The 21,562-nt window shown below is 38.5% G+C and carries 19 protein-coding genes; 1 reads left to right on the top strand and 18 read right to left on the bottom strand.

Annotated elements, in window-relative coordinates; translation table 11 throughout:
- Positions 1 to 44: 44 nt before the first annotated feature.
- The 18 genes from purN to yfmF all read right to left on the bottom strand — a co-directional run bounded on the left by purN (position 45) and on the right by yfmF (position 21,033).
- A complete protein-coding gene (purN, locus tag TZ94_RS00915) occupies positions 45 to 599 on the bottom strand; it encodes a phosphoribosylglycinamide formyltransferase (protein WP_045613311.1) in 555 nt (184 codons plus the stop codon).
- Positions 599 to 1,621 carry a phosphoribosylformylglycinamidine cyclo-ligase gene (gene purM, locus TZ94_RS00910; RefSeq protein ID WP_045613309.1) on the bottom strand — a complete coding sequence of 341 codons (1,023 nt, stop codon included), beginning with the start codon at positions 1,619 to 1,621 and terminating at the stop codon, positions 599 to 601. Before purM ends, purN begins: the two co-directional genes overlap by 1 nt.
- A 218-nt stretch (positions 1,622 to 1,839) precedes the next feature.
- On the bottom strand, positions 1,840 to 3,282 hold the full coding sequence (gene purF / locus TZ94_RS00905) for an amidophosphoribosyltransferase (RefSeq protein WP_045613307.1): 1,443 nt from the start codon (positions 3,280 to 3,282) through the stop codon (positions 1,840 to 1,842).
- A gap of 168 nt (positions 3,283 to 3,450) precedes the next feature.
- The gene (locus TZ94_RS00900; protein WP_045613305.1) at positions 3,451 to 7,176 is read right to left on the bottom strand and encodes a phosphoribosylformylglycinamidine synthase; all 3,726 of its coding nucleotides are present in this window, start codon (positions 7,174 to 7,176) and stop codon (positions 3,451 to 3,453) included.
- A 66-nt stretch (positions 7,177 to 7,242) separates the two neighbouring features.
- Entirely contained in the window at positions 7,243 to 7,950 is a 708-nt protein-coding gene (purC, locus tag TZ94_RS00895; RefSeq protein ID WP_045613304.1) for a phosphoribosylaminoimidazolesuccinocarboxamide synthase, read from the bottom strand.
- Positions 7,951 to 8,398: 448 nt separating this feature from the next.
- Positions 8,399 to 9,439 (bottom strand): translation elongation factor Ts, encoded by a 1,041-nt coding sequence (gene tsf / locus TZ94_RS00890; protein ID WP_045613302.1) that lies wholly within the window; start codon positions 9,437 to 9,439, stop codon positions 8,399 to 8,401.
- Between the two features lie 78 nt (positions 9,440 to 9,517).
- Positions 9,518 to 10,300, bottom strand: coding sequence for a 30S ribosomal protein S2 (gene rpsB / locus TZ94_RS00885; RefSeq protein WP_045613298.1), 783 nt, complete (start codon positions 10,298 to 10,300; stop codon positions 9,518 to 9,520).
- Positions 10,301 to 10,569: 269 nt separating this feature from the next.
- Positions 10,570 to 11,781, bottom strand: a complete 1,212-nt coding sequence (locus TZ94_RS00880; RefSeq protein ID WP_045613296.1) for an aminoacyltransferase — start codon at positions 11,779 to 11,781, stop codon at positions 10,570 to 10,572.
- 212 nt (positions 11,782 to 11,993) lie between these two features.
- On the bottom strand, positions 11,994 to 13,211 hold the full coding sequence (gene pcsB, locus TZ94_RS00875; RefSeq protein ID WP_045613293.1) for a peptidoglycan hydrolase PcsB: 1,218 nt from the start codon (positions 13,209 to 13,211) through the stop codon (positions 11,994 to 11,996).
- Positions 13,212 to 13,304: 93 nt separating this feature from the next.
- Positions 13,305 to 13,799 (bottom strand): rod shape-determining protein MreD, encoded by a 495-nt coding sequence (gene mreD / locus TZ94_RS00870; protein WP_045613291.1) that lies wholly within the window; start codon positions 13,797 to 13,799, stop codon positions 13,305 to 13,307.
- Positions 13,796 to 14,617, bottom strand: a complete 822-nt coding sequence (gene mreC, locus TZ94_RS00865; protein ID WP_045613289.1) for a rod shape-determining protein MreC — start codon at positions 14,615 to 14,617, stop codon at positions 13,796 to 13,798. Before mreC ends, mreD begins: the two co-directional genes overlap by 4 nt.
- A gap of 31 nt (positions 14,618 to 14,648) precedes the next feature.
- Complete coding sequence (locus tag TZ94_RS00860) at positions 14,649 to 15,443, bottom strand: energy-coupling factor transporter transmembrane component T family protein (protein ID WP_045613286.1); 795 nt, start codon at positions 15,441 to 15,443, stop codon at positions 14,649 to 14,651.
- Positions 15,436 to 16,275: an energy-coupling factor transporter ATPase gene (locus TZ94_RS00855; RefSeq protein ID WP_045613284.1), complete on the bottom strand. Its 840-nt coding sequence runs from the start codon at positions 16,273 to 16,275 to the stop codon at positions 15,436 to 15,438. Before TZ94_RS00855 ends, TZ94_RS00860 begins: the two co-directional genes overlap by 8 nt.
- Positions 16,260 to 17,087, bottom strand: a complete 828-nt coding sequence (locus TZ94_RS00850; protein WP_045613282.1) for an energy-coupling factor ABC transporter ATP-binding protein — start codon at positions 17,085 to 17,087, stop codon at positions 16,260 to 16,262. The genes TZ94_RS00855 and TZ94_RS00850 overlap by 16 nt, the downstream gene beginning before the upstream one ends.
- Before the next feature lie 2 nt (positions 17,088 to 17,089).
- Positions 17,090 to 17,629: a CDP-diacylglycerol--glycerol-3-phosphate 3-phosphatidyltransferase gene (pgsA, locus tag TZ94_RS00845; RefSeq protein ID WP_045613279.1), complete on the bottom strand. Its 540-nt coding sequence runs from the start codon at positions 17,627 to 17,629 to the stop codon at positions 17,090 to 17,092.
- Between the two features lie 11 nt (positions 17,630 to 17,640).
- Positions 17,641 to 18,465, bottom strand: coding sequence for a cytoskeleton protein RodZ (gene rodZ / locus TZ94_RS00840; protein ID WP_080929459.1), 825 nt, complete (start codon positions 18,463 to 18,465; stop codon positions 17,641 to 17,643).
- Positions 18,466 to 18,505: 40 nt separating this feature from the next.
- Positions 18,506 to 19,786: an EF-P 5-aminopentanol modification-associated protein YfmH gene (gene yfmH / locus TZ94_RS00835; RefSeq protein WP_045613275.1), complete on the bottom strand. Its 1,281-nt coding sequence runs from the start codon at positions 19,784 to 19,786 to the stop codon at positions 18,506 to 18,508.
- Positions 19,783 to 21,033 carry an EF-P 5-aminopentanol modification-associated protein YfmF gene (gene yfmF / locus TZ94_RS00830; protein WP_045613273.1) on the bottom strand — a complete coding sequence of 417 codons (1,251 nt, stop codon included), beginning with the start codon at positions 21,031 to 21,033 and terminating at the stop codon, positions 19,783 to 19,785. The genes yfmH and yfmF overlap by 4 nt, the downstream gene beginning before the upstream one ends.
- 159 nt (positions 21,034 to 21,192) lie before the next feature.
- Between yfmF and yaaA the strand changes: the two genes are divergently transcribed.
- The gene (gene yaaA / locus TZ94_RS00825) at positions 21,193 to 21,561 is read left to right on the top strand and encodes a S4 domain-containing protein YaaA (protein ID WP_045613270.1); all 369 of its coding nucleotides are present in this window, start codon (positions 21,193 to 21,195) and stop codon (positions 21,559 to 21,561) included.
- The last annotated feature ends 1 nt before the right edge of the window (position 21,562 follow it).

Here is a 21,562-nt window from a genome sequence, read left to right as displayed (position 1 = left end):
TCAGCTACTACAGTCGAAAATTTTCTTTCAGCTCTAGCACTTCCTTATTTGCGTGCAACTCCCAAACGTTCCAATACTTCTGGATAGAGCTTGTACTCTGTTTCGTGGATGCGAGTTTCGAAAGTATCAAGGGTATCACCTTCAAGACGTGGCACACGGACTTGTTTGATGACCTTACCGGTATCAACACCAGAGTCCACCCAGTGAATAGTAACGCCAGACTGGTCAACTCCTGCATTCCAAGCATCCTCAATACCATGAGCTCCTGGAAATTCAGGGAGATAAGCCGGATGAATATTGATGATACGACCTTCATAAGCTGCTAGCAAGATAGGGCCGACGATTTTCATGTAGCCTGCGAGACAAACCAAGTCAATCTTGTGTTCATCCAAAAGTTCGACAATGGCTCCTTCATAGTCTGCCTTGTTTTCAAATTCCTTGAGTTCAAAAGCGTAGGATAATACCCCAAGCTTTTCGGCACGCTCTAAGACATAGGCATCCCGGTGATCTGAAAAAACAAATTCTACTGGAAATTGTTCCGCAATCTCCTGAAAGTTTGAGCCGTTTCCAGAGGCAAAAACAGCAATTTTTTTAGCCATTATTTAATCACCACACTTGCATCTGTCTTCTTCACAATACGACCAATTTCATAAATAGGTTCGTCAAGAAGTTCTTTGACACGTTCCACATTCTCTGGTTTAACCGCAAGCATGAGACCGATACCCATGTTGAAGATTTCAAACATTTCTTCGTGTTTGATTTGGCCATATTTTTCAAGGGCTTTGAAAATTGGAAGAACAGGAACCTTGCTTTCATCAATTTCAGCAGCCAAATCATCTGAGAACATACGTGGTACATTTTCGATGAAACCACCACCCGTGATGTGGGCAATCCCATTCACCAATTCTTCTTTGATGAGTGGCAAAGCTGCTTTGACGTAGATACGAGTTGGTTCGAGTAGGACTTCCTTGAGTTTCTTACCTTCCAACTCTGGGAGAACTTCTTCCCCTGTGTAATCAGCAAAGACACGACGAACAAGTGAGTAACCATTTGAGTGGATACCGCTTGAAGCAAGCCCCAGAATCACATCGCCTTCAGCTACTTTTGAACCATCGATGATTTGAGATTTTTCTGCAACACCAACAGCAAAACCAGCCAAGTCATAGTCATCTTCACCGTACATACCAGGCATTTCAGCTGTTTCCCCACCGATAAGGGCTGCACCAGCTTGCACACAACCTTCAGCCACACCAGCAACAACTTGTTCTAGTTTAGCTGGTTCATTTTTACCAGTTGCGATATAGTCGAGGAAGTAAAGGGGCTCAGCACCTGCAGCGATGATATCATTGACACACATAGCCACACAGTCTTGTCCGATAGTATCGTGTTTGTCGTACTTGATAGCCAGCATGAGTTTAGTTCCGACACCATCTGTACCTGAAATCAAAACAGGTTCTTTGACACCTGTTTTTGAAAGGTCAAACATGCCACCGAAACCACCAAGAGCTCCCATAACACCTGCACGCTCCGTACGTGCCACGTGTTTTTTGATCCGTTCAACAACTTCATAACCCGCTTCAACGTCCACACCAGACTGCGCATAAGCATTTTTATTCGTCATTTTATTCATTCCTTTTCTTTTTTTGAGAAAGACTGTGACGTATTTTTAGATAAACAATTATTTTATCTAAAAATACTAGTCAGGTCTCTAGCTTTGGTCCCATAGGAGAAAGCGTCTACTGACAAATGCTTTAGCTTTTAGTCAGTAGTGAGACGTGGAGCGTATGCATTCTTATTTGTCATTTGTTTATACCTTTTCCTTTCCTTCAATGGGGAATTTTATTTGTAAAAACTCGTTTTTTCTTCCAAACTTCTACGATATTCTTCTTCATAGTCATAGAGAGGAGTTGGATATTTCCCATCAAAGTAAGCCACACAGAGACCGCCATTTGGCGCATCTGTTTCAATCCCAATAGAGTCAATCAAGCCATCAATCGAAAGATAAGTCAGACTATCCGCACCAATGATTTGGCAAGTTTCCTCAACGGTATGATTAGCCGCAATCAACTCCTGACGTGTCTGGATATCAATTCCGTAGAAACATGGATAGGCAAGAGCAGGACTCCCAATGGCAACGTGAACTTCTGATGCCCCCGCTTCTTTCAAGAGTTGGACAATACGACGAGATGTTGTTCCTCGCACGATAGAGTCATCAATCATGACCACACGTTTTCCTTTAACGACACCAGAAACGGCAGACAATTTCATTCGAACTCCTTGCTCGCGCAATTCTTGAGTCGGCTGGATAAAGGTTCGTTGCGTATATTGGTTCTTGATGAGCCCCATTTCATTTGGCAGACCTGATTCTTCCGCAAAGCCCATAGCTGCACTGAGTGAGGAGTTTGGCACACCTACCACAATGTCAGCTTCATGCTTGAACTCACGTGCTAATTGAGCTCCCATTCGCTTACGAGCCGTATGGACATTGACACCATGGATATTGGAGTCAGGACGGGCAAAGTAAATGTACTCCATGGAACAGATTGCCAGCTGAGTATCGTTTGTATAGCTGTCATACTGGATGCCATTGTCATCAATAATGACAATCTCACCTGGTTTCACGTCGCGAATCCACTCAGCACCGATCACTTCAAAGGCACAGGTCTCAGATGAAACCACTACTGCTCCATTCGCCATTTTCCCAATTGACAGAGGACGGAAACCATTTGGATCAAGCGCTGCAATTAACTTATCTTCAAACATCAAGAGATAAGCAAAACCACCTTTAACTAGACTGAGCGCTTCCTTGATTTTACCCATCAGGTTTGGATTGTGGCTACGACGAATCAAGTGAGCCAAGATTTCTGAATCAGAAGTCGAGCTAAAGATTGCCCCTCTTTGTTCCAATTCTTGCTTGAGAGATTCTGCATTGGTCAGATTCCCGTTATGAGCCAAACCAAACTGCATATCGTGAAAGCGGAAGAGGAAAGGTTGGATATTGTCTACAGAAGCTTCTCCCGCAGTCGCATAACGCACGTGTCCAATCGCTCCAGTTCCTGTCAATTTATCCAAATTAGCAGGATTTTTGAAGACTTCTGATAAAAGCCCCATATCACGATGACGCTTCAATTGTCCATGATCATTGGAGAGGATTCCTGCCCCCTCCTGACCACGGTGCTGAAGACTATGGAGTCCAAAATAGGTTAATTTGGCAGCGTCTGGGTGGCCCCAGATACCAAAAACACCACATTCTTCATTAAGAGATTTTACTTCGTATGTCATTTTATATACCTAATTTTTATTTGTGTATCATTCCTTAACAATACTACAGCGGAATGATACGGTAGAAGCTCGTTTCACTCACAACAACAAATCATTTACAATTATCGCAAGTTACATCTACTTGATTTTACATTCACTGATGGTTATCTATTAGAAAATCTGCAAAGCCTATTTCCCAGTAAAGTATTTAACTGCTGACGCAAAGAGGTGTTGGTCTTTATTCCCTGGAATATTTTGGAAGAGACCGTCTTCGAAACGTTCTGAGTGACCCATCTTACCAATAATTTGACCGTTCTTGCTTGTGATACCTTCGATCGCATTGACAGATCCGTTAGGATTGTATTTAGAATCCATGCTTGGTTTACCTTCGAAGTCAACATATTGGGTAAAGATTTGACCATTGTCACGAAGCTCTGCAAATTCCTCAGCTGTCACGACAAATTTACCTTCACCGTGTGATACTGGGATGGCATGGATGTCACCAACTTCTACTCCAGCAAGCCATGGTGAGTTCGTGTTGGCAATACGTGTTTCAACCATCTTAGCCACGTGTTGGTTGGCATCATTGTAGAAGAGTGTTGGACTCGTGCTGCTTGCATCTTCAAAGTTACCGTATGGAAGAAGACCTGATTTAACAAGGGCTTGGAATCCGTTACAGATACCAATAATCAAACCACCACGTTCGATGAAGCTATCAATAGCTGCACGTACTTTTTCATTGAGCAAGATGTTAACGATAAATTTAGCTGATCCATCTGGTTCATCCGCTGCTGAGAAGCCACCTGCAAAGAAAATAATATTTGCTTTTTCGATATTGTCAACCATAGTGTCAACAGACTTGACAATCGCCTCTTCATTCAATGTGACAAATGGTACCAAGTTGACTTTTGCACCTTCTTTTTCAAAGGCCTTAGCTGAATCGTACTCAGAGTTAGTACCTGGGAATACCGGGAGGTAAACCACTGGTATCTCAACTGTTTCTTTGGCTTTGATCACAGCATCTGATGCCACTGCAGGTACTTCTTCCAACTCAGTTGCTTGTGCAAATTCCGTTGGGTAAACCTCTTCCAATTTACCTTGAAAGGCACTGTCAAGTTTGTGTCCATCAAGCGTTACACCATTGACAGTAAGTGTAAAGTCAGCTGCTGTTTGTCCAATCTTGGCAACACCTGAAATTTCTTCCGGAGATGTGAAGACGAACCCACCTAATTGAGCTGTCAAGGCAGTCTCAAGATTTTCAAGGGTTACAGTGGCACCAATATGGTTACCAAATGTTGCAAGGGCAAGAGCTTCAACCACACCACCATATTTGACAGCTGATGCAGATGTGACTTTATGGTCAGCTTGGATGGCTTCAAATTGAGCAAAGTTAGACTTGATAAGATTGAAGTCAATTTCTTGTGCCAAAGCTTGACCAGGAATGTAGTAAATATTTTCAACAGCAGCTTTGAATTCTGGAGAAAGAACCTTACGGCTATCTGCAGTTGTTACCCCAAAAGCAACCAATGTTGGTGGTACGGTCAATTCTTCAAAGGTACCAGACATAGAGTCTTTACCACCGATAGATGGCAAACCAAGTTGAATCTGAGCTTCAATGGATCCAAGGAGAGCAGCTACTGGTTGACCAAAACGCTCTGCTTGTTTATCCATACGCTCGAAGTACTCTTGGTAAGAGAAGCGAGTCTTAGACCAGTTTGCACCAGCAGCAACCAAACGAGCAGTTGCTTCGATAACCGCATAAGCAGCGCCATGGTATGGAGACCATTCTGCTACATAAGGGTTGAATCCTTGCGCCATGACAGAAGCAGTTGTGGTCACACCATGTTGGACTGGCAATTTCTGTACAGAAGCTTCCGTTGGTGTGATTTGGTAACGACCACCAAGTGGGTGATTGACTGTTGAACGACCAACTGAGCTATCAAAGATGGTTTGTAATCCTTTTTGACTGGCATGGTTAAGGTCAGCCAAGACTTCAAGAGTATCAGCTTCGAGGGTTTCAGCAGATGTTTGACGTTCTTCTGGAAGCTTGACATCCTTGTCAACCACCTTAGCATCTACAACCACACGTACACCGTTTGTATCAAGGAAACGACGTTCCAAATCAACAATGGTTTCACCATTCCAGTGCATGACAAGGTTTGGTTTCTCAGTCACCGTCGCAACGACAACAGCATCAATATTTTCTTTGTTACATTCAGCAACGAAAGCATCTACATCTTCTGGACGAACCACTACGGCCATACGTTCCTGAGATTCAGAGATAGCAATTTCTGTACCGTTCAAACCTTGGTATTTCAATGGCACTTTGTCTAGATCAATTTCAAGACCATCAGCCAATTCACCGATAGCCACACAGACACCACCAGCACCAAAGTCATTTGATTTCTTAATCAGACGGGTCACATCCCCATTACGGAAAAGACGTTGAATCTTACGTTCTTCGATGGCATTCCCTTTTTGAACCTCAGCACCAGCTGTTTCAACAGATTCAACTGTTTGAACTTTAGAAGAACCTGTCGCACCACCGACACCGTCACGTCCAGTCTTACCACCGAGCAAGATAATCACATCACCTGCTTCAGGTTTTTCACGGACAACATTTTCCTTAGGAGCCGCACCGACAACTGCACCTAGCTCCATACGCTTAGCAACGAAACCTGGGTGGAAGTATTCACGAACATAAGTTGTTGCAAGACCAATTTGGTTACCGTATGAAGAATAACCGTGAGCCGCTGTTTTAGAAATCACTTGTTGTGGCAATTTACCAGCACGTGTTTCTGAAATTGGAGCTGTGATATCACCAGCACCTGAGATACGCATGGCTTGGTAAACGTATGAACGTCCTGACAATGGGTCACGAATGGCACCACCGATACAAGTAGCTGCCCCACCAAATGGTTCAATTTCAGTTGGGTGGTTATGAGTTTCGTTTTTGAACATGAGGAGCCATGGTTCTTTGATACCATTAACATCCACTTCAATTTCAACAGAGCAGGCATTGATTTCATCAGACACTTCCATGTCATCCAAACGACCATTAGCACGCTCATAACGGCCAAAAATAGTGGCCATATCCATCAAGGTTTGAGGTTTTCCTGTACGTCCCAACTCATCACGCATGGCAATATACTTGTCATAAGTCGCTTGCAATTGTTTTTCAAATTTAGAAGCTGAAAAGTCGATGTTTTTCAACTCAGTTTCGAAAGTTGTATGACGGCAGTGGTCAGACCAGTAAGTATCCAAAACCTTCAACTCAGTCTCAGTTGGTACACGTCCAATGGATTTGAAGTAATCTTGAATGAAGAGAAGATCATCCACTTCCATGGCCAATCCTTGCTCCGCCTTATACTGTGCAAAATCTTCTGCCGTATAAGTTTCAAAGAAATCCAAGCTTGGAATGGTCTTGTCAGACTCAGAGAAATCCTGTTTCGCAATGCCAACAGTGATATCTTTGAAACGAGAATCCACTGGGTTCAAAAGGTAGTTTTTGACAGCTTCCAACTCATTTGCATCAATATCCTTGTTAACCAAGTAAAGTTGTGCTGTGTTCACTGTTACATCATTTGAACTACCAAGCAAAAGCAAAGCTTCTTGTGAAGATGCCGCACGTTGGTCAAATTGACCAGGCAAACTTTCGATCGCAAAGAAAGCATACTTCTCAAGATCAGCCTTAACCGTAGCTTCATCCAAAACAGTATCTGTCACTTGCTCAGAGAAAATATGTTTTTCCGCACGCGCAAACAAGTACTCTGCCAAACCAAAGACATCGTAAACCTGAACAATCCTAAGATCCTTCAACGTTTTCAACTGAAGATTATGCTGCAATTCTTTTACTAAAGACTGAGATTTTACACGAAAATCAGCTTTTTTCTCAACGAAAATACGTTTATCCATTTTATTTCCTTTATCTATTTCTACTTAAAGATTGTAGTGAAGACCAAGTATTCTATTTGTAAAAGGCTACTTCAATCCTTGCAATTTTTCCAATACAACTTCATAAACATCTGTCAAGCTACCAAGATCACGACGGAAAACATCCTTATCCATGTGATGACCTTCCGCATCCCAAAGGCGACAGTTATCTGGTGAAAATTCATCTGCCAAGATAATCTTGCCATCCTTATCAAAACCAAATTCCAATTTGAAGTCAATCAAACGAAGACCAATTTGTGCAAACCAATCTTTCAGCAATTCATTGATCCGACGCGTTTCTTCCTTGATATAAGCAATTTGCTCATCGTTAGCAATATCCAAGAACTTGACATGCTCATCATTGATAAATGGATCATCCAATTCATCATTTTTATAGTAAAATTCAACGATTGGAGTTTCCAAATCCAAACCTTCTTCAACGCCAAAACGTTTAGAAAAAGAACCGGCAGTCACGTTACGAAGGACAACCTCCAAAGGAATGATTTTAACCTTCTTATTCAATTGTTCGGTATCAGAGATACGTTTTATAAAGTGCGTCGCAACAGCCGCAGCATTCAATTTTTCAAAAATAAGAGACGAAATCTGATTATTTAGCACACCTTTACCTTTAATAGTCTCCTTGCGAGCTCCATTCAGCATAGTGGCCTGGTCCTTGTAGACCGACTTAATCACATTTTCGTCTTCTGTAGTATAGATATCTTTAGCTTTTCCCGTATAAATAAGTTTACTGGACATTTTCTTGTTCGCCTTTCGTATTACTTTACATCATTCTAACACAACAGACGCCAAAAATCAAATATTTCACGAACTATATTTGATATCATATCTGAAAAGTACAGAAAAATCGCAAACGAATTTTCATTTGCGATTTTCTAAGATTGATTTGAGTTAAAATGAGAACTTTATTCTTGTTCCAAAAGGAAAAATAAGTATTCAGAATCACAAAGTGGATATTAAAAAATATCTTAAACTATTTTTCATTCTACTGCTAAATTCTCATACATTCATTTCGGTAGGGTATGTCAATCTCACTATTACACACTACCAAAGTATTAATTGAATCAAATTATTACTACTAATCAATTTGTCTTAATCAAGTAAGGAGCTAATAAAAACTGCACTCCAAAAGTTAGATACAAAAATCTAATATTTAGAGTGCAATTCATTATTTAATTTTTTATTATTAGTTATTCAAGGCTGCTGCCATTGTAGCTGCAACTTCTGCTTCAAAGTCGTTTGCAGCTTTTTCGATACCTTCACCAACTTCAAAGCGAGCGAACTCAACTACTGAAGCGTTAACTGATTCAAGGTAAGCTTCAACTGTCTTGCTGTCATCCATGATGTAAACTTGTGCAAGAAGTGTGTATGCTTGGTCAACTTTAGTGTTGTCAAGCATGAAGCGATCCATTTTACCAGGAATGATTTTATCCCAGATTTTTTCTGGTTTACCTTCTGCAGCCAATTCAGCTTTAATATCTTCTTCAGCTTGAGCGATGACTTCATCAGTCAATTGAGCTTTAGAACCATATTTAAGGTGTGGAAGAGCTGGTTTACCAACCATTGCACGGCTTTCGTTATCTTGATCGATAACGTGGTTCAATTGTGCCAACTCATCTTTAACAAATTGCTCATCCAATTCTTTGTATGAAAGAACTGTTGGTTTCATAGCAGCGATGTGCATTGAGATTTGTTTAGCAAGCGCTTCGTCTCCACCTTCGATTACAGAGATAACACCGATACGTCCACCATTGTGTTGGTATGCTCCGAAGTGTTGTGCATCTGTTTTTTCAAGCAAAGCAAAACGACGGAATGAGATTTTTTCACCGATTGTAGCTGTTGCAGATACATATGCAGCTTCAAGAGTTTCACCTGAAGGCATTGTCAAAGCAAGTGCTTCTTCGTTGTTAGCTGGTTTACCTTCAGCGATTACTTTAGCTGTAGCATTTACCAACTCAACGAATTGAGCGTTTTTCGCAACGAAGTCAGTTTCAGCATTTACTTCAACTACTGCTGCAACGTTACCGTTAACAAATACACCAGTCAAACCTTCAGCTGCAACACGGTCAGCTTTCTTAGCTGCCTTAGCCATACCTTTTTCGCGAAGCAATTCGATCGCTTTTTCGATATCACCTTCAACTTCAACCAATGCTTTCTTAGCGTCCATAACACCAGCACCAGATTTTTCACGCAACTCTTTAACAAGTTTAGCTGTAATTTCTGCCATTTTGATTCTCCTATATTTTTTAAAAATAGGAGAGCCGGGCTAAGCCCCGCCCTCCTAGGTAATTACTATTTATACGAATTAAGCGTTGTCGCCTTCAACAACTTCAACGATTTCTTCGATTGAGTCTGCTTGAGCTTCTGAAGCTGCAAATTCTGCTTCAACTGCTGCTACAGCATCTTCACCTTGGCGACCTTCGATGATAGCGTCTGCCAATTTAGCTGTGATCAACTTAACTGCGCGGATAGCGTCATCGTTAGCTGGGATGATTACATCGATATCATCTGGATCAGTGTTTGTGTCAACCATCGCTACAACTGGGATTCCCAATTTTTTAGCTTCTTTAACAGCGATTTGCTCTTTATGTGGGTCAACTACGTACATTACATCTGGGATGCGAGGCATGTCTTCGATACCACCCAAGAATTTTTCAAGACGAGCGCGTTGTTTGTTAAGAAGTGCAACTTCTTTCTTAGGAAGAACGTCGAAGATTCCTTCTTCTTCCATACGTTTAATTTCTTTCAAACGAGCGATACGTTTTTGGATTGTTCCCCAGTTAGTAAGGGTACCACCCAACCAACGGTGGTTGATGAAGTATTGACCTGAACGTTCTGCTTCTTCTTTAACAGCGTCAGCAGCTTGTTTCTTAGTACCAACAAACAATACAACTGCATCGTTAGCTGCTGCATCACGCATAAAGTCGTATGCTTGGTCAGCGTATTTTACAGTTTGTTGCAAGTCGATAACGTGGATTCCGTTACGTTCAGTGAAGATGTACTTAGCCATCTTAGGGTTCCAGCGACGAGTTTGGTGACCAAAGTGTACACCAGCCTCAAGAAGTTGTTTCATTGAAATTACTGCCATGAGTATTTCTCCTTTTTTGTTTTTTCCTCTTCTTGATTTCAGCTTGCAAAACAACCCAAAGGCAACAATTTCACAATTCATCAAGAATGAGTATTATCGTTCACACGACAAGTTTCATTCTATCATAATTGGAGCTTTATTTCAAGTAATTTTGTTATTTTCTCCTTATTAAATTACCAGTTAAAAGCTCTAAATTTAAAACATCTCAACATACACTGCTGAGATGTTCTAATAGCTAATTTTTTTAATTTAATGTAGTGGTGTTTATGCTATCTACTTCGAAGTTTCTTACGAATCTTATAAGCTAGATTAAACAAGAAATATAACGAACTAGTTGGATAGTTAAACTCACCAGCAAACTCCTCAATAGTGGGATTAAACTTAGATTTAAAATTAAATAACCCACCCTCTAAATTATTTTCAATTCCACCCATATTATGAGTCTCTGCTCCACGTTCAAATGAATGCTGAGCAGTCTCAAACCATGTAGGAATAGCAGGTTGATAATGTCTAAATTCCTCATTCATTCCAGCATATAAGTTTTCAGAAGTTTTCCCAAATTCAATGGTTAAAGTTCCAGACAATGGAACGACACTGTCTCCTCTATCAATATGGCTCTTAAGAAAAGAAATTTCTTCCTCTAATCGTTTTCTCTCTTGCTGATTCTCTTTTATTTTGCCTTCTTTCGTTTTATCAGTAAATTTCTGCGCTATTTTAAGATTCTTTTCGAGTTGCTGCTCAACTTCTTTCAGTCTATTAGGTAAATCTAAATAGCTCAGTGTGATAAAAGAGTGATCAGGATAAGTAGTCAGTAACTTCTGATAATAATCTTTGCCTCGTAAACTGATATTCTTACGAGACTCTGTTTTCTTCATTAAAAATGAAAATTCATCTAATAAGTCGAGTCCACCGAATTTTACTTCCAATCCTTTATTTCTTGCAGTTCGGATTGCCTGTCTAGTAGACTTGGATAGTTGATCCAACGAGAAGTTTTCTTTATGAATATTAGCTTGAAAACGAGGTTGTATGTTTTCTGCCATATCCTTTGTCAAACCTGTCCAATGAACTTTGTTTTTTTGCAATTCCTCAACAATTTCAAAAGTTTTAGAATTTTGAATAGTTTCTTGGTCGATAAGACTTCGACTGATAAACAAACTTGGATCAAATTTAACCATTATTGCATGGCTTTTTTTAGCAAGTTTTTTCAATGTTAAAAGCACAAATTTCAGAAGTTCTTTATCTTCATAATTAATAACTGGGCCTCTTGGAATATAGAACATGGAAAATCCTAATGGAAGAGGCTGAATTAAGATGTTCGCTACTCCAACTAGTTGATTTTCTTTATAAAATCCAACTCTCTCATTCCCCCAAGTATCCTTTATCTTGGACCAATCACTACTCTGCAATAAATTTCCTTGAGGATGATTTTGTAAAAATAAATCCCACTCTTTGACATCAACATTCGTTTTATAAGTAAACATAATTCCAGTACCAATTCCCTTTAGAAACCATTTTTTATTAACAAGCTACACTCGTACTAAATCTCTAAATTTCATCTAACTTTAACTAAATAATTATTAAGAATAGAATACAAAATAAGTTCAAGTAATTATATAATGAAATTTATTTTTCAGCACTATACAAAGGGTGAGATTAATAAAACCTCACCCTAAATTTAGTAATAATCAGTATATTAGTTTGGATAAATGTATCTTACCGTACCACGTGATGCTGTAGGATTAAACCATCCACGATAATTTCCGATTGGTTGAGTTCCGCTACCATCATAGTTACATTCTGAAACTTGAATGCGAGTTGGAGACTCCACAGCCGTAACAACTGCTACGTGTCCATATCCTCCATCATCCCATGAAGCAATTGCACCAACTTGTGGTGTAGAACCTGTACGGAATCCAGCTGCTGCTGCACTAGCTGCCCACTGACCACCATTACCCCAGTAATCGCCAGCCCATGGTGCTAAAGTTTTAGCTCCCCATGTACATTGACCTACAGGATAACTTGAAGCATTTGAACTATAAGTTGGTCGTTGACTTACCGTAGTTACTGCAGGTGTGTAGCTTGAATCATCATCTGATGATGATGAAGATGTTGAAGTAGAAGTTGCTTGTACTTGTTCTGTAAAAGTTGTTTTCGCAGAAGCAATCAGTGTTTGTTGTTGACTTGCTTGTTTAGCTTTATAAGCCGCCTCAGCTTCTGCTGCTGCTTTTGCTTCAGCTTCTGCTGCTGCTTTTTGTTCTAACAAAGTAGCTTTTTCGCTCTCTGCTGATGCTTTTTCAGCTGCAAGATTCAACTCAGCTACTTTCAATTCAGCTTGTTTTGTTGTCAAAGCTTGAGCATCGTCAGCAAGCGTTTGTTGGTTAGCAATGACTGTATTGATTGCTTCGTTGTTTGCAACTTGTTTTTCAGAGATAGCTTTCTTATCTTCTTTTTGTTGCTGCAACATTTTATTGTTTGCTGATACGATTTCACTCATGGCTGCAACACGAGAAATAGCTTCTGTGATTGAGTCAGAGTTAATAATCGTATTGATGTAACTTGTAGCAGTTCCGTTTGTTTGTGCACTACGAGCTTGGTTTTCAAGTGATTCATTACGTGCTACGATATTTTTTGAAAGCTCTGCAATTTCACCTTCAAGTTTTTTAGATTCTTCTTGAAGTTTTTCGTTTTCAGATTGTAATTTTTCTTGTTCTGATTGAATAGCTGAAACTTTAGTTTGAATTTCATCTACTTGTTTTTGAGCTTCTTTCTGTTGAGCTGTCAAGTTACTAATTTTACTATCTTGAGCAGCAATTTTTTCATCTGTTGTATTGGCTTGAACACTTGAAAGAACAGCTCCTTGTGAAACTAATACTGTACTTAATAAAAGTGATGCTAGAATTTTTTTCTTCATAAGTGTAAATACTCCTTCTTTAAAAAGACAATACTAGTATATCAAAAAAAGGCCTAATAAATATTACGCCTTTATTACAGTTTTGTTTCTTTCTTATAGATATATTTTTTCAAAAATATATTGGAAAACCAACATCCATAAACAGTTCAATATTAGAGTAGGCACAAGACTATAAACCATAAAAACGGATAGATTTTCAGCAGTTAGTCCGACCACCCCTGCCAACATAAAGCTACCAAACTCAAAAATGAAGGTCATCATTAAGACAGCAAGCAATCTGGTCCATCTATTTAACAAAATGACAGAGTTACTTTTATAAACAATTGCTCCAATAATCACAAAAAGGAGACTTGCTATTCCAATCAAATGGAAGAAGTAAATATCGTATACAAGTCCTACAACTAGGCAATAAGCTAAAAACAGATACTCAGATACTTCTATCGTTTCAAATAATAAGAAGATAAAAATAAAGTGGCTAACAATTTGTATATGTGGGAAAAAACTATTTACAAACTGCCCTAAATGGCTATCGATCAAGATAATCAAGGGCAATAGTACAAACATTCCTATCTGCCTAAAAAGTCTCATGACGCATTCCCCACTAACTCTACAACCTTAAGATTCATTGGATCAGCGTGTAGTTTAACCATAACTTCTCTAGTTAGATAGTCAGTACTATGTGTCACTGATACGACTTCTCCTACAGGGATATCTGTAGCATTAAAGTTTCCCAAACCTCCAGTCACCACTTTGTCGCCTTGGCTAATGTCGCCATTGCTATTGAGCTGGCTGATTTTCAAAAGTTCTTTTTCCTTATCATAACCGATAATAATACCATAAATGCTACTAGAACCGTGCTGGATTTTAACGGAAATCTTCTCTGTATTCTCAGCGTTTGTCAATAAATTGACCACAGTTGAGTTGTCTTCTACTTTTTCAACACTTCCAACCAATCCTCCACCAGCAACAACAAGCATGTTTGTCGTTGCTCCTTGTTGAGAACCAACGTTAACTGTTAATTCTTGTTTCCAGGTTGATGGAGTTCTCATGATGACATCCGCAGCAATTAACTTGGTCACATTTAATTTGGACTTCATATCTAATAACTGACGTAATTGCTCATTTTCTTCCTTCAGACTGTTTGCTTCATTCGTTTCTTTTTCCATTTGATAGAGTTCTTTTTTAAGAGTTTCATTCTCATTATAAGCTCTCGTCAAATTTCCTAAATCAGACTTTGTAGATTCTAACCATTGAAATGGCTTTTGAACAATTCTATCTATCAGAGAAATGCCATCTCCAACTTTTGTCACAACCGCACTTGATTTCGTCATCACTAAAAAAACTGAAACTATCAATACGACGACAAATAGAACAATGATATATTTTGATTTTTTAAAACGGTTCATACCTCTACCCTATCTCATTCTATACTTCACTCTAGGATTTTAACAAAAATAGAATACCACCCAAGACACAAATAAGTAATAGAGCTACACTATCTTTATTCATCCATTTCAACTGTCGATACTGACTACGTCCATTCCCGCCTTGATACCCTCTAGCTTCCATAGCTGTAGCAAGAGAATCTGCTCGTTTCAAACTGGTAGCGAACAAAGGTATCAAAATAGGTATCATAGCCTTAACTTTTTGGATTACATTCCCTTCTCCAAAATCAACACCACGCGCCTTTTGAGCATTCATAATGCGAATCGTATCATCCATTAAGGTTGGTACAAAGCGCAAACTCATAGACAACATAAGCCCAATTTCATGAACAGGAACCTTGAGTCTTTTCAAAGGTCCAAGCAAGGACTCTACTGCTGTTGCCAAACTTAGTGGCATGGTCGTCAAAGTAAGTAAGGTTGAGAAAAAGATAATCAACACAAAGCGACAAAAAATAATCCCAGCCTGTTCAATTCCATGACTTGTGATTTTTATAAATCCAATCTCGAACAAGACATCTCCATCTGAGATAAAGAACAGTTGAAAAAGGGTTGTAAAAGCAATCAGAAAAAACATAGACCGCAAACCTTTTATGAAAAAAGATAAGGGAACTTCTGATAAAGCTACAAAAATGCCAGTTGCAACGAAAAGGATCAAATTTGTTATTGGATTATTGGCCCAAAAAACAATCAAAATTAATAAAATCATTGCCACTAACTTACTACGAGGATCCAAACGATGAACAATCGAATTTCCTGGTATGTAACGACCTAAAATCATGTTATCCATTGATGAACTCCTTAAACTCCTCTATCGTTATCGGCAATTGTTTGAAAGAAAGTCCTCTGTCAGCTAATCTTTGAGCAAATCGTGTGATTTTAGGAACACCCAATTGGATTTTTTCCATAAATTCGACATTTTGAAAAACAAGACTTGGCTTCCCACTCTTGACTAACTTTCCTTTTTCCATTACGTAAACTTGGTCAGCAAATTCTGCTACATCATCCATAAGGTGAGTCACCAAAACAATCGTGATACCATCTTGATGAAACTTTTTAAACAAGGTCATCAACTCTTTTCGGCCAATTGGGTCCAAGCCTGCGGTTGGCTCATCTAAAACCAAGATCTTAGGTTCCATTGCTAAAATCCCAGCAATAGCAACCCTTCTCATTTGTCCTCCTGAGAGTTCAAATGGACTACGTTCAAAAAGTGACTCGTCAATTCCCACTAAAGCTAATTTTTCACGCGCGATAGCTTCTGCCTCTTCTACAGAAACTCCAAAATTTTGAGGACCAAAAGCCACATCTTTTAAGACTGTTTCCTCAAAAATTTGATTTTCAGCAAACTGAAAAACCAAGCCTACTTGTTTGCGGATTTGACGAATTTGCTTATTGACAGATGTTGATGTAATCAATGTATCAAAGACACGAACACTTCCCTCTGTAGGAACTAGCAAACCATTCAAAAGTTGAAGGATTGTAGACTTTCCGCTTCCTGTATGCCCAATAATCGCAGTATAAGAGCCATCCTCTATTGTCAAACTGACATCAGACAAGGCAGCTGAGGCAAACGGCGTTCCTTCTTGATACGTATAACTAACATTGTCTAGAATAATTCCCATAAAGCCTCCTCAAGTTCCTCTTCTGTAAGATAGAACTCTGGCAAATTCAAACCACTAGTACGTAATGATTCTTTCAATTGGTTGACAAAGGGTTGATCTAAGCCAATTTGATCTAAATCTGACCTAGAAAATAATTCTCTAGGAGTGCTTGTTGACTCGACTTTCCCTTTTTTCATTACTAAAACACGGTCACTCATAGCAACCTCATCTAAATCATGCGTAATGGAGATAACTGTCATCTGGTGGTCTTGGCGAATCTTCTGGACTATCTTAATCAACTCTAGTCGTCCTTCTGGATCCAACATACTTGTAGCCTCATCCAAGATTAAAATATCTGGTCGCAGAGCTACAACTCCTGCAATTGCCACTCTCTGTTTCTGACCTCCAGACAAGCGAGCTGGTTCTTTTTTTGTAAATTCCGCCATCCCAACTAATGACAGAGCTTCAGAGACTCGTTTCTTCATCTCTTCAAGCGGAATACCTTGGTTTTCTAGGCCAAAAGCAACGTCATCTTCAACAGTTGCTCCCACGAACTGATTATCGGGATTTTGAAATACCATACCAATCTTACGTCTTTTCTCCCAGACATTTTCCGGTGTTAGGCAATCACCATCTATCCAAATTTCTCCAGATTCAGCCTCGAGTAAGCCATCAATCAAGCGAACTGTCGTTGATTTCCCACTCCCGTTGTGACCAACGATTGACAACCATTCTCCACGTTTCACGTGAAACGAAATGTTATGAACATCATAATGTTCTTGATCTGCCTGGTATCGAAATGACAGATCCCTAATTTCAATAATCGATTCCATATCTAGCGAAAGGTTCCTTTAAATAAATATGCGCTTCCCTTGAAGTAATCATAACCAGAATAAACTGTGAAGAACAAGGCAATATAAAGAGTTATCTGACCGAGTAAATTCCAATGGAATAACAAGAAGATAATCGCGAACATCTGGCTAAATGTCTTGATTTTTCCTGGCATTGCTGCAGCTAAAACAGTCCCTCCGGTTTCAACTAAAAGCAAGCGCAAACCAGTAACTGCAAGTTCACGACAAATGATAACAGCCACTACCCAAGCAGGAGCCATATCAAGACCAACTAGCATAATAAAGGCCGACATAACCAACAACTTATCAGCCATTGGATCAGCGAATTTCCCAAAATTGCTAACTACTTGCCACTTTCTAGCTAAATAGCCGTCTAGGTAGTCAGTGATACTTGCGATGGCAAAAATAATTGCTGCTATTTTATGTAACATAGGAGACTGTCCAAATGATAGAAGGAGAACAAAAATCGGAATAAATAAAATTCTACCAAGCGTAAGTATGTTAGGAATATTTTCTTTTTTCATAGTATCCTTCCTTAGTTTGAACTCACTGTTAGTCTAATCCAACCAGTTTGACCAGTTAATTTTGCAGTGTCAATTTCTTGATTATCGATTTTAATTTTAACGCCTTTTACAACGCCTAATGTGATTGTTACCGGAGAGCCTTTAGAAATTGTTGTTTTAGCTGTTTTGTTATTTGGCTCGAGAGTAGTTCCTCCAGCTAGATCCGTATCTGATACACTAATCCAACTTGTTGCATCCGTCACAGATAATTGAAGTTCAGCAGTATCTTTAGAAGTTTTATACTCTACTGATATAACATCTCCCTGACCTGAAACAGTCACAGTTGATGCTTCACTCGAACTTGATGGACTAGTGGTTTGGTTGCTAGTTGTTGTTTCACTAGTTGTTGTATTTGTAGTAGTTACAACATTATAGTTAGCTGAAGTTGTTTCTGTTGGTTGTGTTTGAATATAATTCCAAACATAGTAGGTAACGAAAATTAAAATTGATAAGGAGAATAAGACGAAGTAAAAAAGCGGAAGCAGGGAACGTTTCTTACGATTAGAACGTCTACGACCAGATAATTCTATCTCATCAACATCAACTTCTTCATAGGTAATCATACTTCCCGAATCATAAGCATCTAAAACTATACTTTCGTCTAACTCAACTGCCCAAGCATACTTTCTCAAAAAAGAGCGAACATAAAAGGGACTAGGTAATTTATCAAAATCATCTGACTCTAAAGCTTCTAGCATATGCAGTTGAATATCTGTCTTGCGCTGCAACTCCTCTAAACTCAACCCCTGGTTTACTCTTGCTAAACGTAAAACTTCACCGATTGTTTTTTTCCTCATACTTATCATTCCTTCTTTCTAGTCTATTTATTTTCGATTCTTATAGTGGAAAAATTGTAAACTCAACCATCTCACTATTATCGATAAAATGATGTCCTACCTCAAGAACATCTTCTAAGGTCATTTCCTGTATAATCTTTGGCAAATCAAACAAGGTTGATTCATCAACGTGCGACTGATATTGAGTCGCAATAAATTCTAAAGAATTCAGATTATGGAGAAACTCTCCATAAATTTCGCTTTTTATTAAATCAAGATGTTCCTCTGACACATCCGGATCAGTTACAAAATTCTTAATTGCCTTTCGAAATTGGTGTGAAATGGCAACAGGTTCTTTTGTATCCATTGTCAGCATCAAAAAATTAAAACGATGATTGATTTCAACCTCCATAGATAATGAAGAATCTAGTTTCCCAGTTTCATATAAACTTTGAAATCTTTTTGAGGTCCATCCAAACATCATCGAAAACAAGGCCTTCAACAATACACCGTATCGATAGCAGTCTTTATTCTCCATCTCAGCATTTGTTCGAACTCCAATTGCTAATTTAGGAGAAGCCACATCCATACGAATGCTCTCTACCTTCTTTACAGGGTGTAAAGCTATCTTTTCTCTAGCGGTTTTAGTTATCTGATTTCCAGTATGTCTATTAGAAAAATAATTTTGTATTAATCCTAAATCAAAGTTCCCAACGAGAAAAACATGGCTGTTGACAGGTGTGTAAAACTCATCAAAATTATCTCGTAAATCCTCTAAACGAATATCTTCTATCGAATCTTCAGTCCCAACAATATCTGAAGCTAGTTGAGTTTTCGGATATAGATTTGCAAGTGTTTTAAAGAACAAGCAAGAATCAGGATCGTCCTGATACATTTCGCGTTCTTGTTGAATGATATCCTTTTCACGTTCAACAGATTCTTCAGTAACATTAAAGCTAGTAACAAGATCGTCAAGCAAGTCTAAACACTCAGTAACATTGTCAGAAGTTGAAAAAAGATAGCTTGTGTTTGTAAAGCTTGTAAAGGCATTGCTTTCTGCTCCTAGTTCAGTAAAAGCAGCCATAATGTCTTCAGCATTTTCTCTTTCAAAGAGTTTGTGTTCTAAAAAATGAGCAATCCCACTAGGATATGTTTTCTTTCTCCCATCTCTAACTGTAAACTCTATGTCAACCGAACCAACTTGGACAGTGACTACCCCGTAAACTTCATTAAAGTCATTTTTCGGAAGTAAAGTAACTGTCAATCCGCTTTCTAATTTCGCTTGATAAAGAGTTTCCTTTACAGCAGGATAAAATTTCTCTTGAAAAGTTACTCTAGTCATTCTGCTCCTTCCATAAAATAGATAGCCTGCAATTTTAGACTAGATGCAGCTTTACAAATCGCATCCTTGTCAACTTGTTCTAGTTTTTCTATCAAAGTCTCTAGGTCTAAAACTGACTTACCAAAAAAGATAGTTAAGTATTCTCTATCTATAATCGAGTCTTGGTTATCTTGACTTAACAACATATTTCTGCGAATCATTTCCTTAGTTTGATTGATTTCTGCATCTGTAAATCGACCATTTTTGATATCGGATAATTGATCATTCATCAGTTTCCGTACTCGATTTCGGTCTTGACGGTTAATACCAGCAAAGAGTCGCAAAAAACCACTAAAAAGATCTAAATGACTAGATACTGTATAAGCCAAGCCTTCCTTTTCCCTTACTTGAGTAAACAATTTAGAGTGTGGAAAAGCCCCAAGTAGACCATTTACAAGAAGTAAAGCCATTTTTTGATCATCCCCATAACCAATCGTGCTATGGTAACCCATCTCTAAAATGGACTGACCTAGGTTTCTCCTGATAATTCCTTCTCTAAGAACATTTGAATACTCTTGTCGATATTGAATGTTTACAGTTTTTTTACGACCTGTCAACTTATATTTCTTCAGGCTTTCTAGAACTTCAATTTCATTAAAGTCTCCTAAAAAGAATAAATCAATCCTATCTTCTTTCAGCATTTTTTGAAAACTTGAATAGCAAGATTTAGAAGTCTCTTCGGAAATTCTGGCAATCAAATCTTTAGGAACTAACTGCATTGATTCATCTTGGAAAAACAACTGGTCTAATTCTTTATGTGCAAAGAAGAAAGGATCCTCTAATTCTGATTCTAGTCTCGCCAACAATTGTTTTTTCTCAATTTCAAAAGTATTTTTCTCAAATCCATCATCATCCAACAAAGGATTAAATAAAACTTGATGCAATAATTCTAAAATCTGCGCAGTCAATATATTTTTCTTACTTAAAAATTCATCTCGAACATATGTAAGACTAACATCTACAAGGTGACTTTGTCCTCTTCGATAAGCATGAGTTGATAGATCTGCCCCATACAGAGCTGCCAGATGTTTCCTAAGAATTTGAGCTATTGGATAACTTTTATTTGCTGTTTCAAGCATACTGGCACTTAACATGCGACCAGAAATCAAATCCAGAGATAATGAAGCTGTGAATCGCATGGTTATTTTATTTGTCTTAAACTTTTTAGAATGGATAAAATGCACTGCAATTCCAGGGAATAACTCCATCTTTTACCTCCTTTTACATAGAGTTCTATTATACCATGAAAACGAAAAATTTTCTTGTTCTCTTTGACGCTTTTGAAATTAAAATCGTTTTCATATCTTAGGTTTTCCTTCCACTATTTTAAGTAAAATATGGTATAATACCAAAGATTGAGGTGAACTATGGAATACAAATTATTTGAAGAATTTATTACGCTCCAAGCTCTTTTGAAAGATCTTGGAATCATCCAAAGTGGTGGCGCTATTAAATCATTTTTAGCGGACCATCTTGTATATTTTAATGGAGAATTAGAAAATCGTCGCGGCAAAAAAATTAGAATCGGCGATACTATTGACATTCCTGATTTAAAAACTCAAATTGTTTTAGTTCAACCAAATCCTGAAGAACTTGAGGAATTTAAACAAGATAAAATCGAGAAAGAGCGTGTAGCTAAACTTGTTAAAGAAATGAATAAAAAGGTTCAAAAAAAGTCAATCAAAAAGAACCAGCCACCAAAAGCAAAAAGTGCACCACGTTTCCCAGGTAGGTAAA

Source organism: Streptococcus infantis, assembly GCF_000960085.1.
GTDB classification, from domain to species: Bacteria; Bacillota; Bacilli; order Lactobacillales; family Streptococcaceae; genus Streptococcus; species Streptococcus infantis_C.
Note: the sequence above shows the minus strand (reverse complement) of the source record. Positions and strands in the feature narration are given on the sequence as shown.

Bases quoted from the DNA above. Each gene is read 5' to 3' on its own strand.
- purN (WP_045613311.1), bottom strand. From the start codon at position 599: ATGGCTAAAAAAATTGCTGTTTTTGCCTCTGGAAACGGCTCAAACTTT.
- purM (WP_045613309.1), bottom strand. From the start codon at position 1,621: ATGACGAATAAAAATGCTTATGCGCAGTCTGGTGTGGACGTTGAAGCG.
- purF (WP_045613307.1), bottom strand. From the start codon at position 3,282: ATGACATACGAAGTAAAATCTCTTAATGAAGAATGTGGTGTTTTTGGT.
- TZ94_RS00900 (WP_045613305.1), bottom strand. From the start codon at position 7,176: ATGGATAAACGTATTTTCGTTGAGAAAAAAGCTGATTTTCGTGTAAAA.
- purC (WP_045613304.1), bottom strand. From the start codon at position 7,950: ATGTCCAGTAAACTTATTTATACGGGAAAAGCTAAAGATATCTATACT.
- tsf (WP_045613302.1), bottom strand. From the start codon at position 9,439: ATGGCAGAAATTACAGCTAAACTTGTTAAAGAGTTGCGTGAAAAATCT.
- rpsB (WP_045613298.1), bottom strand. From the start codon at position 10,300: ATGGCAGTAATTTCAATGAAACAACTTCTTGAGGCTGGTGTACACTTT.
- TZ94_RS00880 (WP_045613296.1), bottom strand. From the start codon at position 11,781: ATGTTTACTTATAAAACGAATGTTGATGTCAAAGAGTGGGATTTATTT.
- pcsB (WP_045613293.1), bottom strand. From the start codon at position 13,211: ATGAAGAAAAAAATTCTAGCATCACTTTTATTAAGTACAGTATTAGTT.
- mreD (WP_045613291.1), bottom strand. From the start codon at position 13,799: ATGAGACTTTTTAGGCAGATAGGAATGTTTGTACTATTGCCCTTGATT.
- mreC (WP_045613289.1), bottom strand. From the start codon at position 14,617: ATGAACCGTTTTAAAAAATCAAAATATATCATTGTTCTATTTGTCGTC.
- TZ94_RS00860 (WP_045613286.1), bottom strand. From the start codon at position 15,443: ATGGATAACATGATTTTAGGTCGTTACATACCAGGAAATTCGATTGTT.
- TZ94_RS00855 (WP_045613284.1), bottom strand. From the start codon at position 16,275: ATGGGAATTATTCTAGACAATGTTAGTTATACGTATCAAGAAGGAACG.
- TZ94_RS00850 (WP_045613282.1), bottom strand. From the start codon at position 17,087: ATGGAATCGATTATTGAAATTAGGGATCTGTCATTTCGATACCAGGCA.
- pgsA (WP_045613279.1), bottom strand. From the start codon at position 17,629: ATGAAAAAAGAAAATATTCCTAACATACTTACGCTTGGTAGAATTTTA.
- rodZ (WP_080929459.1), bottom strand. From the start codon at position 18,465: ATGAGGAAAAAAACAATCGGTGAAGTTTTACGTTTAGCAAGAGTAAAC.
- yfmH (WP_045613275.1), bottom strand. From the start codon at position 19,786: ATGACTAGAGTAACTTTTCAAGAGAAATTTTATCCTGCTGTAAAGGAA.
- yfmF (WP_045613273.1), bottom strand. From the start codon at position 21,033: ATGGAGTTATTCCCTGGAATTGCAGTGCATTTTATCCATTCTAAAAAG.
- yaaA (WP_045613270.1), top strand. From the start codon at position 21,193: ATGGAATACAAATTATTTGAAGAATTTATTACGCTCCAAGCTCTTTTG.